Genomic DNA, 15,420 nt, shown 5'->3' with positions numbered 1-15,420 from the left:
CCCAGTGAACCCGCGTTGAGGAGAGCCAGCGTGAGAGCGACCCAAGACCTCTACGAACTCGGCGACGCGCCCGACATGGGCACCGCCCCGCGGAAGATGTACGCCTCGCTCATCCGTCGCGAGCGTTACGGACAGCCCGTCGACGCCTTCCGGACCGAGGTGGTCGACGTGCCGCCCGTGGGCCGCGGACAGGTCCTGGTGAAGGTGATGGCCGCCGGGATCAACTACAACAACGTATGGGCGGCCCTCGGTTCGCCGCTCGACGTGATCGCCGCCCGGCAGAAGGCGGGCGCCACCGAGGACTTCCACATCGGCGGCTCCGACCTCTCCGGGATCGTGTGGGCGGTCGGCGAGGACGTGCGCGGGGTGCGGCTCGGCGACGAGGTCGTGGTCCTGGCCAATCGCTGGGACGAGAGGGCCGAGGACGTCCGCCTCGGAGCGGACCCCACCTGGTCCGCCGGCCAGCGGGTGTGGGGCTACGAGGAGAACTACGGCTCCTTCGCCCAGTTCGCGGTCGTCGACGACTACATGTGCCACCCCAAGCCCGCCCGGCTCTCCTGGGCGGAGGCGGCCTGCTACATGGCGACCGCCGCCACCGCCTACCGTCAGCTCTTCGGCTGGCCCCCGCACACGGTGCGCCCCGGTGACCCGGTGCTGATCTGGGGCGGCGCCGGCGGCCTGGGTTGCATCGCCATCCAGCTCGTCCGACACGTCGGCGGCATCCCCGTCGCGGTCGTCTCCAGCGAGGAACGCGGCGAGTTCTGCCTCAAGCTGGGCGCCGAGGGCTGGATCGACCGGCGGGACTTCGATCACTGGGGACGGCTGCCGGACACCTCGGACGAGGAGGCGATGGGCCGCTGGCTCTCGGGCGCCCGCGCCTTCGGCCGACGCCTGTGGGACGTGCTCGGCGAGCGGCGCGGCCCGCGCATCGTGCTGGAGCACTCCGGCGCCGACACCGTCCCCACCTCCCTGTACCTGTGCGACAACGGCGGCATGGTCGTCCTGTGCGGCGGCACCACCGGCTACAACGGCGACGTCGACCTGCGCTTCCTGTGGATGCGGCAGAAGCGCCTGCAGGGGTCGCACGTCGCCACCGCCCGGGAGGCACGTGAGGTCACCCGGCTCATCGACCAGGGCATCATCGATCCCTGCCTCTCCCGGACCTTCGACTTCGACGAGATCGGCCTCGCGCATCAGCTCATCCACGACAACCGGCACCCGGCCGGGAACATGGCGGCGCGAGTGGGGGACCGGATGTGAGGTCCGCTGTGGCGGCGCGCCGGGCGGGGTGGTTCGCACACGGCCTGAGGGGTACCTGCGGCCGGGAACGGCACACGCACGATCCCGGGAGGTACCCCATGGGCAAGCTGGGCGAGATGATGACCAAGGCCAAGCAGATGGCCAAGGGCCACCCCGACCAGGCCGACAAGGGCGTCGCGGGGGCCGAGCGAACGGTCGACCAGCGCACGGGGGGCAAGTACGACGCCCAGACCGACAAGGCCGCCGACGCCGCGCGGCGCTCCTATCGTGACGGCGGCCCTGCGGGCCGCTGACCAGGAACGGCGGGCTGCCGCCCCGGTGCGATGCGCCGGGGCGGCAGCCCGTGCTCAGTCGTGGGCGCCCGCCCGGCCCAGGACGTAGCTGAACACCCCGGCCCCGACGCGGACCACCCGCACCCGCACGGCGTGGGCGGGGTGCGCGCGCAGGCGCACGAGCAGGGCGTCTCCCGACGGGCACACGCGCAGATCCCGCAGGCTCCCCGCCGACCAGGGCGGAGGCTGTCCCCCGGGGACCGTTCGACGCCGGCCCCCGGGCCCGTCGCGGTGCCGGCCGTTGTCCGGTACGGCGGCCGGGTGCTCGCGGCCGGGCCTTGCCTGGCGGTCGTGCGGACGCCGGGCCCGATGCCCGTCGACCGGCTCGGCCTGGCGGTCGTTCAGAGGCCCGGTCTGTTGATCGTCGCCCGGCCCCGCCCGGTGCCCGTGCACGGATCCGACCCGGCGCCCGTCTCCGGGCACGGCCAAGGCCTTCCATGCGGCCTCCTTCGCGGAGAACAGCGCGGTGACCGACCAGGTCGTGCACGCGGGCCGGGCGGGGAAGCGAGGCAGCTCCCCCTGCTCCTCCTGCTCCTCCTGGCCGAGGAGCACCTCCTCGTCGGCCCGCAGCACCAGCCGTGCCGCCGCGCGGGGGAGGGGCCGCAGCTCCAGGTCGCAGCCGAGCGGCACGGCGGTCCCCGGCGGGCGGGCCACGGCGACCGCGACGCCCGCGCTGTGCGAGATCGACGCCGCACGGCCGGGCGGGAACACCGGCAACCGCCCCGAGCGGGGTATCTCACCGCAGTCCAGACCCACTGCGCGCAGCGCCCGCCGGGCGGCCCGACGGCCCGCCAGGAACTCCAGCCGGCGGCGTGCCGGCATCGCCGCCGCCGCGGCCGCCTCGGCAGGCCCCGCCGGTTCCGGACAGGGCTCCGAGACGGCCGCGACACCCAGACCGAGCCCGGCGGCGGCCAGCAGCGGACGCAGTTCGGACAGCGCGCGTTCCGCTGCCGGGTGACCGTCGCCGCTCACACCCGCAGCAGCTTCTTGATGATCTTGCCGGCGGGGTTGCGCGGCACCTGCTCGATGAACTCCACCCGCCGCGGACGCTTGTAGGGCGCGAGGAGCCCCGCGACATGCGCGAGGAGGGCCGCCGTTCCCAGCTCCGCGTCCGGCTCCGGGACGACGTACGCCAGCGGCACCTCGCCGTAGTCCTCGTCGGGCATGCCGACGACCGCCGCGTCCCGGACCGCCGGGTGGGACATCAGGGCGCGCTCGATCTCCGAGGGGTAGACGTTCTGGCCCGCCCGGATGATGACGTCCTTCGTACGGTCCACCAGGCTGATGCGACCCTCGTCGTCCATGAAGCCGAGGTCGCCCGTCCTGATCCAGCCGTCGGCCGTGATCTCCCGGGTGGCCTCCGGGTCGTTCCAGTAGCCCTGCATGACACCCGGCCCGCGCACCACGATCTCGCCGATCTCACCGGGCGGGAGTTCCCGGCCGCCCCCGTCCACCGCGCGGGCCGACATGCCGGGCACGACGCGTCCGCACGGGATACGGGCGGCGACGTCCCCGGGGGCGGGGTGTTCGTCGGGGCCGAGGGTGACGAACGGGCCGCCCACCTCGGTCATGCCGTACACCTGGCGGAAGCCGCAGCCCAGCCGTTCGACCGCCTCGGCGTACACGTCGAGCGGCATCGGCGCGGCGCCGTACAGGACCTCCCGCAGGCTCGTCAGGTCGGCGCGCCGGGACGCCTTGGCCTGGAGCATGAAGCGCAGCATCTGCGGCACCAGCCACATGTGGGTGGCGCCGTGCCGCGCCACCGCGGTCAGCGCCCGCTGCGGGGTGAAGCCGGGCATGAGCACGACCGTCGCGCCGGCCGCCAGATAGGTCAGGGACACGACCATGCTGCCGTGGTACAGCGGGCAGCAGTTGACCATGACGATGTCGTCGGTGGGCCGGGCCATCACGAGCCAGCCGAGGGCGATCGCCCGGAACGACCCGTTGTCGACGGTGACGCCCTTGGCCTGTCCGGTGGTCGCCGAGGTGTGCAGCACGGCGATCGGGTCGGTGTCGGCGACGTCCGGCAGGTCCCGGTCGGCGGCCAGGGTGCCCAGCGCCGTGAAGGAGGGCTTGTCGAGGGCCAGCCTGATCCGCACCGACGACGGCAGTTCGGGATGCCGGTCCAGCAGGTCCGACTCACCGATGACGGCCACCGCCCCGACGCGCTCGACGATCCCGGCGACCTCGGGCTCGGCCAGGCTGTGGTTGAGCGGCACGAACAGTGCCCCGAGGCGGGCGAGCGCGAAGTAGCTCTCAAGGACCTCGATCCGGTCCTTGGAGAGTACGGCGACCCGGTCACCCCGCTCGATGCCCAGTTCGGCCAGCCCGCGCGCCAGTTCCAGGGTGCGGTCGTGGAACTCGGCCCAGGTGACGCTGCGTTCCTCGTCCACCAACGCGGTCCGGCCGGGCCGGCACTGGCGGTTGCGCTCCAACAGCTGTGTCAGCCACATCACGCACCGCCGCTCGCACCGGCGGCACCGCCGACACCTGCCGTGCCACGCGTCCCGGCGGGGGCGTGCTCGGCCACGAAGCGCTCGTAGTCGGCGATCGTGTGCAGCCCCTCCATGTCCTCGGCGGTGATCTCCACGCCGAGCCGCTGCTCGACCAGCAGCACGAGGCGCACGAGGTCCCCGGAATCGATGCCGCTGGCGGCCAGGTCGACGTCGGCCCCGATCCGGTCGGCGTACTCGGCCGTGCCCGTGAGTTCGACCAGCAACTCCCTGATGGTGCTCATGGTTTCCCCTTTCGCCTCGGCGTGCCGGCCGCCGCGGTTCTCGAATGACACCCCCTCAAGAGGCGGACACGGCACGGTTCCACTCCCCGGGCCGACCCGTGAGCTTTGTCACGCGCCCGAACCTCGCGTCACGGGGATAGCCGGGCCGCCCGCCCGGCCTCTTACCGCAACGAAACGATCCGTTCCGCCCGGCCCCCTCCGGCCGGACGCGGTCGGTCACGAGGCGAAGGAGTGATGCGAGTGCCCAGGCAGCCGGTACGGGGCCGGGCCCCGGGGCGGGGACCGACGCGCCGCGCCACCACGGCCGCCGGCGCCGGAAACCCGGGCGGCGCCCGATGACCGCGCCGACCCTCGCCGGTACCGCGGACGACCAGGAGGCGCTCGCGCGCTTCGAGGCGCTCGTCGTCGACGGTGGGACGATCGAACCGCGCGACTGGATGCCCGACGGATACCGCCGCATGCTCGTCCGCCAGATCGCCCAGCACGCCCACTCCGAGATCATCGGCATGCAGCCGGAGGGCGCCTGGCTCACCCGTGCCCCGTCCCTGCGGCGCAAGTCGGTGCTCATCGCGAAGGTCCAGGACGAGGCCGGCCACGGCCTGTACCTGTACTCCGCCGCCGAGACCCTCGGCGTGGACCGCGCCGACCTGCTGGACGCCCTGCACCGCGGCCGGCAGCGTGCCTCCGCCACCTTCAACCACCCCGCGCTCACCTGGGCCGACACCGGCGCCATCGCCTGGCTGACGGACGGCGCCGCCGTCATCAACCAGGCGCCTCTGTGCCGCACCTCGTACGGACCGTACGCCCGCGCCATGCGCCGCGTCTGCCAGGAGGAGGCCTTCCACGTACGGCAGGGCTACGACCTGATGCGCGCCCTCTGCGAAGGGACCCCCGAGCAGAAGGAGATGGCGCAGGACGCGGTGAACCGGTGGTGGCTGCCGGCCGTGGCCCTGATGTTCGGTCCGCCCGACACCGAGGCGGACGGCGCCGACGCGCGGACCGCCGCGCTGGGCGCCGCCGTCTCCCGCCGCGCGAGGGCCTGGGGCATCAAGCGCCACACCAACGACGAGCTGCGCCAGCGCTTCGTCGACACGTGCGTCCCGCAGGCCGAACGCCTCGGCCTCACCCTGCCCGACCCCGCGCTCCGCTGGAACGAGGAGCGCGGCCACTACGACTTCACGCCCGTCGACTGGAACACCTACCGCGAGGCACTGGGCGACGACACCCACTGGTCGCGGCAGCGCGTCGCCCACCGCCGGGCCGCCCACGAGGACGGCGCCTGGGTCCGCGAGGCCGCCGCCGCGTACGCCGCCCGGACGGACAGGGCGGAAGGGGAGGACGGATGAGCGGGGCACGGGAGGGCGCTCCGGCTTCCTGGGAGGTGTTCCTGAGGGGACGCCGGGGCCTGGCCCACCAGCACGTGGGATCGGTGCGCGCGGCCGGCCCGGACGCGGCGCTGGCCGCGGCCCGCGACCTGTACACGCGCCGGGGCGAGCCGCTCTCCCTGTGGGTGGTCCGTTCCGACGCCGTGCACGCGGCCTCCCCGGACGAACGCGACCCGTACTTCGCTGGCGCCCGGCACAAGCCGTACCGCTACCCCGAACACTTCGCACCGCTGACCGAGGAAGGCCCCGAAGGTGAGCACCACCAGTGACGTCAGGGGAGTGCGCCCGGACCTCCCGCCGGACCAGACCTCCTGTTCCGCCGCCGACCTGTCCCTGCACCTGCTGCGTCTCGGCGACGACGCCCTCGTCCTCGGACAGCGCCTGTGCCAGTGGATCACCCGCGCGCCCACCGTCGACGAGGATCTGGCCCTGTCCAACATCGCTCTCGACCTGATCGGCCACGCCCGCGCCCTGTTCACCCGCGCCGGAGCGTTCGACGGCAGCGGACGCACCGAGGACGACTTCGCCTACGCCCGCTCGGACCGCGAGTTCACCAACGCCCTGCTCACCGAACTCCCCAACGGGGACTTCGCGATGACCGTGGCCCGGCAGCTCGCCTACACCCACTACGCCGTCCTCTGCTACGAGGCGCTCGCCCACAGCGCCGACACCGAACTCGCCGCGTTCGGGTCGCGCGCCGCCAAGGAGGTCGCCTTCCACCGGATGCACGCGGACCGCTGGACGGTGACGCTGGGACGCGGCACCGAGGAGAGCGCCCGCCGGATGCGGCACGGCCTGGAGCGCGTGTGGCCGTACACCGGCGAACTCTTCGAGGAGGACGCGGTGCTGCGCCGCCTGGCCGCCTCCGGTACGGCACCCTCCCCGGCACCGCTGTACGAGACGTGGCTGCGGCAGGTCACCGCCGTCGTCGCGGAGGCGGGACTCACCGTGCCCACGCCCACCTGGTCGGCCAGGGGCGGCCGTGCCGGCCTGCACACGGAGGAGTTCGGACCGCTGATCGCCGAACTCCAGTCCGTGCGGCGCCAGTTTCCCGGAGGCACCTGGTGAGCGGGTCCGCGTCGGTCGAGGTCCGGCTCTCCGCCTCGGAGGTGCGCGAGAGGGTGCGGGCCCTCCCGGACCCGGAACTGCCGGTGATCGGTCTCGGCGACCTCGGTGTGGTGGGCGCCGTCGCCCCGGGCACCGACGGTGTGCTGGAGGTGGAGATCACGCCCACCTATCTGGGCTGCCCCGCGCTGCCCGAGATCACGGCCGCGGTACGGGAGGTCCTGATCGCCTGCGGCCACCCCGAGGGCCGCGTACGGCAGGTCCTGGCCCCGCCCTGGACGACGGACCGCATCACCCGCGAGGGCCGGCGCAAGCTCGCCGCGCACGGCATCGCACCGCCCGTGTCCCCGGCCCCCGACGGCGCGGTCCCCGTCGAACTGGCCGGTGTGCCCTGCCCGCTGTGCGGCTCCCGGGCCACCCGGCCGCACAGCCCCTTCGGCCCCTCCCGCTGCCAGTCGGTGCTGTGGTGCACGGCGTGCCGTGAGCCCTTCCCCCACATGACCGCGTTGTGAGGCACACCGTGAACACCGCCACCATCACGTCGTCCGTCCCGACGGCCGACCCCTCCCACCGCGTCCGCCGCCACCGGCTCCGCGTCACCGAGGTCCGTCACCTCACCGTCGACACCGTGGCCGTCACCCTCGACGTCCCCGACGCCCTGCGTACCGTCTTCACCCACCGCCCCGGCCAGCACGTCACCGTCCGGCGTCCCGAGGCCGGCACCGAACCACGCCGCAGCTACTCGATCAGCCCGCCCCCGAACGCCCCCGACAGGCTCCGACTGGTGATCAGGCGCGGCCGCCCCGACGGCTTCGGCGTCCACGCCGCCACCCGGCTCACTGCCGGTGACCACCTCGAACTCTCCCCGCCCACCGGTGCCTTCGCCCTGCCGGAGCTGCCCGGCGCCCACCACGTCCTGTTCGCGGGGGGCTCCGGCATCACGCCGCTGGCCCCGATGGCCGCCCACGCGCTGCGCCACGACCCGGCCTGCCGCGTCACCCTCGTCCACTCGGTGCCCACCTCCGCGGACGCCTTGCTGGCCGACGAACTGGCCGAACTCAAGGACGAGTTCGTCGACCGGTTCACCGTCCTGCACGTGCTGACCCGCGAGGACCGGGGAAGAGGGAGCGACGGCCCGCTCGCGCGGCGGCTCGACGCGGCCGGACTGTGCCGCCTGCTGACGGCCCTGGACGCCGACCCCGGCCCCGGCACCACGTACGCCCTGTGCGGTCCGCCCGGGCTCGTCGACACCGTGCGGGGGGTCCTGGCGGACCGGGGCGCCGATCCCGCACTCGTCCGCCGAGAGCTCTTCACGGCGGCCGGCACGGCACCGCGCCCCACGGAGGCGCCCGGGGGAGCGGTACGCGCACCCCGGTCCCCGCGGACACCCGGACGGGCGCCGGAGGCGACTTCGGCCCGGGTCACCGCCCTGCTCGACGGGCGCCGCCGCGACGCCACCGTCCTGCCGGGCGACACGGTCCTCCTCGACGCGCTGCTGCGTGCTCACCCCGATGTGCCGTACGCGTGCCGCGAGGGCGTGTGCGGAAGCTGCCGCGCCCGAGTCGTCGCCGGTCAGGTGACCGCGGACCGCCAGTACGCCCTGGACGACCGCGACCGTGCCGCCGGCTACACGCTCGTCTGCCGGGCCCGCCCCCGCACCCCCGAGGTCGCCCTCGACTTCGACGCCTGACCCGCACCCCACCCGCCTCGCCCACCCACCTCCGTGACCACTCACCCAAGGAGCCCCACGATGACCACCGCCGCCCGCCACGACGGAAAGACCGCCCTGGTCACCGGGGGCAGCCGCGGCATCGGCAGAGCCGTCAGCCGCCGCCTGGCCCGCGAGGGCGCCCTGGTGGCGGTCCACTACGGCCACGATCTGACGGCCGCCGAGCGGACCGTCAAGGAGATCGAGGCCGAGGGAGGCCGCGCCTTCCCCGTGCACGCGGAACTCGGCGTCCCCGGCGACGCCGACACCCTGTGGTCCGCCTTCGACCGGGCCCTGGCCGAGCAGGACGCGCCGACGGGACTGGACATCCTCGTCAACAACGCGGGCATCACCGTCCCCCGCCGCATCGCCGACGTCACCGAAGCCGACTACGACCGGGTCTTCGCGGTCAACACCAAGGCGCCGTTCTTCATCATCCAACGCGGGCTGGACCGCCTGCGCGACGGCGGCAGGATCGTGAACATCTCCTCCGTCGCGACCCGCGTCGCCTTCCCGCCGATCGTCTCGTACACCATGACCAAGGCCGCCCTCGACTACCTCACCCTCGCCCTGGCCCAGGAGCTGGGCCCCCGAGGCATCACGGTCAACGCCGTCGCCCCCGGCTACACCGAGACGGAGATCAACCCCACCCTCGCCGTCCCGGAGATCCGCCGCAGGTACTCGGAGGCCTCCACGTTCGGCCGGCTCGGCGACCCGGCGGACATCGCCGACGTCGTCTCCTTCGTCGCCGGCGACGACGCCCGCTGGGTCACCGGCCAGTGGATCGACGCCTCCGGCGGCGCGCACCTCGGTGTGTGACCCGAAGGCACCCCTAGGAGAAGCGATGAACCACAGCACGACCACACTCGGCGAGCCGGTGACGGACGACGCCCTGACCCGCCCGTTCCCCGGTGCGAGCCCCTACGACACCTACGTGCACGCCTCCGTCCTCAACTCCCTCCAGCAGCCGCTCACCGAGGCCCCGGACGAGATGGGCTTCCTCGTCACCACCCAGGTGATGGAACTCTGGTTCACCCTGATCGTGCACGAGTGGCGCACGGCACGGGTGGCCTTCGCCAAGGACGACCTGCCCGCCGCCCTGGACGCCCTGACACGCAGCCGCCGCGCGCTGACCGCCCTGGGCGGCGCCTGGGCTCCCATCGCCGCGCTGACCCCCGCCCAGTTCAACGGCTTCCGGGCCGCGTTCGGCAAGGCGTCGGGCTTCCAGTCGGCGATGTACCGGCACATGGAGTTCCTCCTCGGCGACAAGTCGCCCGGGCTGCTGCGCGCCCACCGGGGAGACCCGGCCGTCCACGAGGCGCTCGCCGAGACCTACCGGGAACCGTCCCTGTACGACGAGGTGCTGGCCTACCTCCACCGACAGGGCCTGCCCGTCCCGCGCCACGTCCGCGAGCGCGATGTGACCAGCCCCTACACGAGCGACCCGGGAGTCGTGGAGGTGTGGCGGCGCGTCCACGCCGGGCCCCGGCACCACCCCCACCTCACGCTCGGTGAATCGCTCACCGACATCGCCGAACTCGTCACCCGCTGGCGGTTCGACCACGTCCTGGTCGTCCGCCGCGCCATGGGCGCCAGACCGGGCAGCGCCGGCTCCGCCGGGCTCACCTGGCTGGAGCAGCGGGCGGCCCGCCCGGTCTTCCCCGAACTGTGGGAGGCGCGCGGTGACGTCTAGGGCCATCTCCGCCTTCGCGGCCGAGGAGGAACGGCGCGTCCTGAGCCTGAAGCCGGTGCTGGCCCCGGCGCACGGCCGCTACGGTGACCACCCCCACCAGTCCTACGACGCCTGGCCGTCCGACGCCCCCGACGCTCCGCTGGTCATCCTGCTGCACGGCGGCTACTGGCGCTATGACCGGATGCACCTGACCCCGTTCGCGGCGTACCTGTCCCAGCAGGGCTTCGACGTGCTGCTCCCCGGCTTCCGGCGGTCCGGCGGCGCCGGCGGCTGCCCCGAGACCTTCGACGACGTCGCCCGCCTCGTGGACACCCTGCCCGAAGGGCGGCCCTATGTCCTGGTGGGCCATTGCTCCGGCGGCCACCTGGCGCTGTGGTGCGCCGCCCGGGGCCTGCTGCCGCCCGGCTCCCGCTGGCACACGCGCACCCTGCCGACGAGCGTGCTCGCCCTCGCACCGCTCACCGACCTCACCGCCACCCGCCGCGACCGCCTCAGCGACGACGCCGCCCTCCAGCTCCTCGGGGGCGAGGAGCAGTTCGAGAAGTGGCTGCCCGAGGTCGACCCCCTGACCCTGCTGCGCGACGCCGGCAGCACCGGTGTGCCCACCGTGCTGTTGCACGGCACTGCCGACGAGGAGGTCCCGCTCAGCCAGTTCAGCGACTACGCCGCAGTCCACCGGGACCTGCGGACGGTCGTCCTGCCCGGCACCGGCCACTACACCCTCATCGAGCCGGGCGCCCCCGGTGCCCGCGCGGTCGCCGACACCCTCCGGGAGATGGCGGCCGCCTTCCCCCCGGGGCACCCCGGCCGCGCGGGCGAGGAGGCCGCACGCCGATGACCACCGCACCCTCCGTGCCCGCCGCCCTGTACGAGCGGGCCGCGCGACTCGACGCCGACGACGCCCTGGCTCCCCTCCGCGCCCGCTTCCTTCTCCCACCGGACGTCGTCTACCTGGACGGGAACTCCCTGGGCCCGCTGCCCGCCGCCGTCCCGGCCGCCCTCGACGACGTGGTCGGGCGCCAGTGGGGCACCGGCCTCATCGGCTCCTGGAACGCCGCCGGATGGTGGGAGGCACCCCTGCGGGTGGGGGACACCGTCGGCGCGCTCATCGGGGCCGCGCCGGGGCAGACCGTGGTGGGCGATTCCACCAGCGTGCAGCTGTTCACCGCGCTCGACGCCGCAGCCGAGCTCCGTCCGGACCGCCCGCTGCTGGTCACCGATCCCCGGCACTTCCCCACCGACCGCTACCTGGCCGACGCGGTCGCCCGCCGCCGGGGCCTGGAGGTGCGGCGGGTCCCACCGGCCGCTCTTCCGCGCTTCCTCGCCGCCGAGGGCCACCGGGTCGCCGTCGTCAGCTACGCGCCCGTCGACTTCCGCACCGGCGAGCTGTACGACATGCGGACGCTGACCGGGGCCGCCCACGACGTCGGCGCCCTCGCGCTGTGGGACCTGTGCCACGCGGCCGGCGCCCTGCCCCTCGACGTCGACGCCCTCGACATCGACCTGGCCGTCGGCTGCGGCTACAAGTTCCTCTCCGGCGGCCCCGGCGCACCCGCCTTCCTCTACGTGGCGCACCGCCACCACGCCTCGCTGCGGACTCCGTTGCCCGGCTGGACCGGTCATGCCGACCCGTTCGGCCTGGCCGACGAGTACGCGCCCGCCTCAGGCATCGCCCGCGCCCGCATCGGCACCCCGCCGATCCTGTCCCTGCTCGCCCTCGAAGCGGCCCTCACCGCCTTCGACGGCGTCGACCTGACCCAGGTCCGCGCCAAGAGCCTTTCCCTGACGGACTACTTCCTGCGTTGCGTCGACGAACTCCTCGTCCCTCTGGGCTTCACCTCCGTCACTCCGGCCGAGGCCGGCCGCCGCGGCAGCCAGGTCAGCCTTCGCCACCCCCACGCCCGTGCACTGGTCGTCGCCCTCGCCGAACACGGCGTGATCGCCGACATGCGCGCACCCGACCTGCTGCGCTTCGGCGTCAACGCCCTCTACACCAGCCACCGCGACCTGCTCACCGCCGCGCTGCGCCTGCGGGACCTCACCCGGCGGGCCGCCTACGACCCCGCGCCACCGACCGTGGGCCCGGTGACCTGACGGACGCCCCGACGTCGGGCGCGTCGGGCGCGTCGAGGGCGTCGAGGGCGCCGGGCGGCGGAGCGGTCGGCGAGGTGGCCGCGCGGGTGCGCGGCGACGACGGCGGCTCATCCGGCCGCGGGCGCCACCGCCAGTTCTGCGGCGATGGCGTCGAGCAACGTGTCCAGGACCACCGGGTACGCGCTGTGCGGCATCCGGGCCGCAAGCCGGCCGGCCGTCGCGGCGATGTTCGGGTGGGTGGCGGCGGGCAGCCGGGCGTAGAGGGAACCCCACATGTCCTCGTCGGCCTGGCGGGCCTCCTCGGGCAGCGCCAGTGAGCCGGCGTCCAGCGCGGCGAAGGCCAGGGTCAGGTCGATGAAGGCGTGGTAGAAGCGGACGGCGGCCCGGTCCGGGAGGCCGGCGCCCCGCAGCAGGCCCAGAATCGCCTCGTCCACGGCGATCTCACGGGGCCGCCCGCTCACCCGGCTCGCGGTGAGTACGGCGGCCTGGGGATGGGCGAGGTAGGAGGAGTGGAGGGCCAGCCCGAGGGAGCGCAGGTCACCGCGCCAGTCGCCGTCCGCGGCCCATCCGTCCAGCGCCCGTCCCATCAGCTCGTTGCCGATCGCCCGCGCCAGGTCGTCCATGCCGCCGAAATACCGGTAGACGGTGCTCGGGTCGGCCCCGAGCGCCGCGCCCAGGCGCCGGGCGGTGAGCCCGCCGGTGCCGTGTTCGCGCAGCACCCGCAGCGCGGTCTCCACGATGAGCGACTCGGAGAGCACCGCACCCTGCCGGGTCGGCCTGCGCCTGCGCCGCGCCTCCTCCGGCACCACCTTCTTGGGCATCGGCCGCTCCCCTTCCGCCATCGCGGCGAACCACCGCGAGCCTTATGCCAACAAGGTTGACCTTAAAGCAGGGCCGGCTGTTGCATCGACACCACTACGGAGGCGACCGCCTCCCGTACGAAAGGTGTCAGTCATGCGAGTGCTTCTCGTCGGCGCGGGCGGTGTCGGCGGCGCCGTCACCCGGATCGCGGCCCGCAGGGAATTCCTGACGCACATGGTCGTGGCCGACTACGACCTCTCCCGCACACAGGCGGCGGTCGAGGCACTGCCGGGGCACGAGGAACGGTTCAGCGCGCTGCGTCTGGACGCCTCCGACGAGGAGGAGGTCCGCCGGACCCTCACCGCGCACCGGTGCGACGTCCTGCTGAACGCGACCGATCCGCGCTTCGTGATGCCGCTGTTCCGGGCCGCCCTGGCCGCGGGAGCGGACTATGTCGACATGGCGATGTCGCTGTCCGCTCCGCACCCCTCACGGCCGTACGAGGAGTGCGGGGTGAAGCTCGGCGACGCGCAGTTCGAACTGGGTGAGCGCTGGGCCGCGTCGGGACGCCTGGCCCTGGTGGGCATGGGTGTGGAACCGGGTCTGTCCGACGTCTTCGCCCGCTACGCCGCCGACGAGCTCTTCGACGAGATCGACGAGATCGGCGTCCGTGACGGCGCCGACCTCACGGTCGAGGGCTACGAGTTCGCCCCCTCCTTCAGCATCTGGACCACGATCGAGGAGTGCCTGAACCCGCCCGTGGTCTACGAGAAGGAGCGCGGCTGGTTCACCACCGCGCCGTTCAGCGAGCCGGAGGTGTTCGACTTCCCCGAGGGGATCGGGCCGGTCGAGTGCGTCAACGTGGAGCACGAGGAGGTGCTGCTGATCCCGCGCTGGGTGGACGCCCGGCGCGTCACGTTCAAGTACGGCCTGGGCGACGACTTCATCGCCCGGCTCAAGACGCTCCACGAGCTGGGCCTGGACTCGACCGCCAAGGTCACCGTGCCGGGCGAGGACGGACCGGTGCGGGTCTCCCCGCGCGACGTGGTGGCCGCGTGCCTTCCGGACCCGGCGACCCTCGGCGACCGGATGACCGGCAAGACCTGCGCCGGCACCTGGGTGACCGGGTCCAAGGACGGCAGGCGGCGCGAGGTGTACCTGTACCACGTGGTCGACAACCAGTGGTCGATGCGCGAGTACGGTGCGCAGGCCGTGGTCTGGCAGACGGCGATCAACCCGGTGGTCGCCCTCGAACTGCTCGCCACCGGCGTCTGGTCCGGCCGAGGCGTCCTCGGTCCCGAGGCCCTGCCGGCCCGCCCGTTCCTGGACCTGCTCACCGAGTACGGGTCCCCCTGGGGCCTGCGCGAAGAGGCGTGAACCACGGGAGGCGGCCTGCCGGCGTCCCGTCCGTCGCGGGGACCGGGTGCCTGGGTGGACCCGGCCCCCGCGACGCCGCCTACACGCGGTCGGCCGCGATCAGGACGTACTGGAAGGATCCGTCGCGGTAGGACTCGATGAACGCCTCCTCGATGCCGGTGACCAGCGAGGACGTGGCCCGCAGCTCCCAGTAGGGCAACGTGTCGGCGGTGAGGTCGACGATGGTGTGCGGCACGAGCCGGTTGTCGGCCATGGCGCGCAGGTACTCGCGTCGGGAGTGGATGTTGCACTCGAAGTGGGCGTTGATCTGGGAGACCCACTTCGACGGCTGGCCGTAGCGGGGGTTCCAGCAGCCGGTGATCGTGACGTACCGGCCGCCCACCTTCAGGAAGCGGGAGTGCTCGGCGAACAGGTCGTGCAGGTCGACGTACATGGTCGACTCGTTGTTCCACGAGGCCGCGACGCTGCCCTTGTCGAAGGGGGTGTCGAGCATGTTGCACACGCGCGAGCGGACGTGGTCGTCGATACGCAGCTCTTTCGCGCGCGCGTTGCCGAAGTCGGCCTGCGCGGCGGACAGGGTGACGCCCTCGACCTTGCAGCCGAAGCGGCGGTGGGCCATGACCATGGACCCGCCGCGCCCGCACCCGGCGTCGACGAGCGTGTCGTCGGGACCGATCGGGCCCAGGTGGTCCATGAGGAACTCCGCCTGGGCCGACTCCAGCCGGTGCAGTTCCGCGATGAGCTTCTTCTCGTACTCGCTGTGCGCCGGGTCGCCGAGCGCGGCGTGGTCCACGGCGCCGATGCCGTAGTGGTGGTGGTAGAGCCCGTCCACGTCACCGAGGCGGAGGTTGACCGGCCGCGCCTCGCTGTTCCAGTAGCGGGCGATGTCCCCCTGGTAGGGCGTCGCCGGGGCCGGAATCCTCGCCGTGGCGGTGGAGGTCGATTCAGTGGTCACAGATACGTCCGTT

Annotated in this window: 17 protein-coding genes; 12 read left to right on the top strand and 5 right to left on the bottom strand. The window is 73.6% G+C overall.

The genetic code is table 11. The features are described from left to right. Positions 1 to 30 precede the first annotated feature (30 nt). Both ccrA and ACGF5T_RS17370 read left to right on the top strand, forming a co-directional pair. Positions 31 to 1,260, top strand: coding sequence for a crotonyl-CoA carboxylase/reductase (gene ccrA, locus ACGF5T_RS17375; protein ID WP_356611649.1), 1,230 nt, complete (start codon positions 31 to 33; stop codon positions 1,258 to 1,260). 98 nt (positions 1,261 to 1,358) lie between these two features. Next, positions 1,359 to 1,553, top strand: coding sequence for an antitoxin (locus ACGF5T_RS17370; protein ID WP_053126211.1), 195 nt, complete (start codon positions 1,359 to 1,361; stop codon positions 1,551 to 1,553). 54 nt (positions 1,554 to 1,607) lie between these two features. Here ACGF5T_RS17370 and ACGF5T_RS17365 read toward each other — a convergent pair whose 3' ends face one another. From ACGF5T_RS17365 to ACGF5T_RS17355, 3 genes are read right to left on the bottom strand one after another with little or no spacing between them, the layout of a single operon-like run. Beyond that, a complete protein-coding gene (locus ACGF5T_RS17365; protein WP_366767060.1) occupies positions 1,608 to 2,564 on the bottom strand; it encodes an enterobactin synthetase in 957 nt (318 codons plus the stop codon). After that, a complete protein-coding gene (locus ACGF5T_RS17360; protein WP_366767092.1) occupies positions 2,561 to 4,045 on the bottom strand; it encodes an AMP-binding protein in 1,485 nt (494 codons plus the stop codon). The genes ACGF5T_RS17365 and ACGF5T_RS17360 overlap by 4 nt, the downstream gene beginning before the upstream one ends. After that, positions 4,045 to 4,329, bottom strand: coding sequence for an acyl carrier protein (locus tag ACGF5T_RS17355; RefSeq protein ID WP_356610034.1), 285 nt, complete (start codon positions 4,327 to 4,329; stop codon positions 4,045 to 4,047). The genes ACGF5T_RS17360 and ACGF5T_RS17355 overlap by 1 nt, the downstream gene beginning before the upstream one ends. 335 nt (positions 4,330 to 4,664) lie before the next feature. Between ACGF5T_RS17355 and paaA the strand changes: the two genes are divergently transcribed. From paaA to ACGF5T_RS17310, 9 genes are read left to right on the top strand one after another with little or no spacing between them, the layout of a single operon-like run. Then, entirely contained in the window at positions 4,665 to 5,675 is a 1,011-nt protein-coding gene (gene paaA / locus ACGF5T_RS17350; protein WP_356610033.1) for a 1,2-phenylacetyl-CoA epoxidase subunit PaaA, read from the top strand. Beyond that, a complete protein-coding gene (gene paaB / locus ACGF5T_RS17345) occupies positions 5,672 to 5,983 on the top strand; it encodes a 1,2-phenylacetyl-CoA epoxidase subunit PaaB (RefSeq protein ID WP_361013359.1) in 312 nt (103 codons plus the stop codon). Before paaA ends, paaB begins: the two co-directional genes overlap by 4 nt. A 58-nt stretch (positions 5,984 to 6,041) precedes the next feature. Continuing rightward, a complete protein-coding gene (gene paaC / locus ACGF5T_RS17340; RefSeq protein WP_392888397.1) occupies positions 6,042 to 6,782 on the top strand; it encodes a 1,2-phenylacetyl-CoA epoxidase subunit PaaC in 741 nt (246 codons plus the stop codon). Further along, a complete protein-coding gene (gene paaD, locus ACGF5T_RS17335) occupies positions 6,779 to 7,291 on the top strand; it encodes a 1,2-phenylacetyl-CoA epoxidase subunit PaaD (protein WP_366767059.1) in 513 nt (170 codons plus the stop codon). Before paaC ends, paaD begins: the two co-directional genes overlap by 4 nt. Positions 7,292 to 7,299: 8 nt before the next feature. After that, on the top strand, positions 7,300 to 8,469 hold the full coding sequence (locus ACGF5T_RS17330) for a ferredoxin--NADP reductase (protein WP_356610030.1): 1,170 nt from the start codon (positions 7,300 to 7,302) through the stop codon (positions 8,467 to 8,469). Between the two features lie 60 nt (positions 8,470 to 8,529). Then, the gene (locus ACGF5T_RS17325) at positions 8,530 to 9,306 is read left to right on the top strand and encodes an SDR family oxidoreductase (protein WP_356610029.1); all 777 of its coding nucleotides are present in this window, start codon (positions 8,530 to 8,532) and stop codon (positions 9,304 to 9,306) included. A gap of 25 nt (positions 9,307 to 9,331) precedes the next feature. Next, a complete protein-coding gene (locus tag ACGF5T_RS17320) occupies positions 9,332 to 10,180 on the top strand; it encodes a tryptophan 2,3-dioxygenase family protein (RefSeq protein ID WP_366767058.1) in 849 nt (282 codons plus the stop codon). Beyond that, positions 10,170 to 11,018, top strand: coding sequence for an alpha/beta fold hydrolase (locus ACGF5T_RS17315; RefSeq protein ID WP_366767057.1), 849 nt, complete (start codon positions 10,170 to 10,172; stop codon positions 11,016 to 11,018). The genes ACGF5T_RS17320 and ACGF5T_RS17315 overlap by 11 nt, the downstream gene beginning before the upstream one ends. Beyond that, entirely contained in the window at positions 11,015 to 12,274 is a 1,260-nt protein-coding gene (locus ACGF5T_RS17310; RefSeq protein ID WP_366767056.1) for an aminotransferase class V-fold PLP-dependent enzyme, read from the top strand. The genes ACGF5T_RS17315 and ACGF5T_RS17310 overlap by 4 nt, the downstream gene beginning before the upstream one ends. Before the next feature lie 107 nt (positions 12,275 to 12,381). On the opposite strand, the gene ACGF5T_RS17305 is transcribed toward ACGF5T_RS17310, so the two are convergent. Further along, positions 12,382 to 13,095, bottom strand: a complete 714-nt coding sequence (locus ACGF5T_RS17305; protein ID WP_361013370.1) for a TetR/AcrR family transcriptional regulator — start codon at positions 13,093 to 13,095, stop codon at positions 12,382 to 12,384. Positions 13,096 to 13,228: 133 nt separating this feature from the next. On the opposite strand from ACGF5T_RS17305, the gene ACGF5T_RS17300 reads away from it, so the two are divergent. Beyond that, entirely contained in the window at positions 13,229 to 14,452 is a 1,224-nt protein-coding gene (locus ACGF5T_RS17300) for a saccharopine dehydrogenase C-terminal domain-containing protein (protein WP_366767055.1), read from the top strand. Between the two features lie 79 nt (positions 14,453 to 14,531). On the opposite strand, the gene ACGF5T_RS17295 is transcribed toward ACGF5T_RS17300, so the two are convergent. Beyond that, a complete protein-coding gene (locus ACGF5T_RS17295; protein WP_366767054.1) occupies positions 14,532 to 15,407 on the bottom strand; it encodes a geranyl diphosphate 2-C-methyltransferase in 876 nt (291 codons plus the stop codon). Positions 15,408 to 15,420 lie beyond the last annotated feature (13 nt).

Origin of the sequence: Streptomyces sp. NPDC047853, assembly GCF_043204535.1 — a bacterium.
Classification (GTDB): Bacteria; Actinomycetota; Actinomycetes; order Streptomycetales; family Streptomycetaceae; genus Streptomyces.
This window is presented reverse-complemented; position numbering and strand designations above follow the sequence as displayed.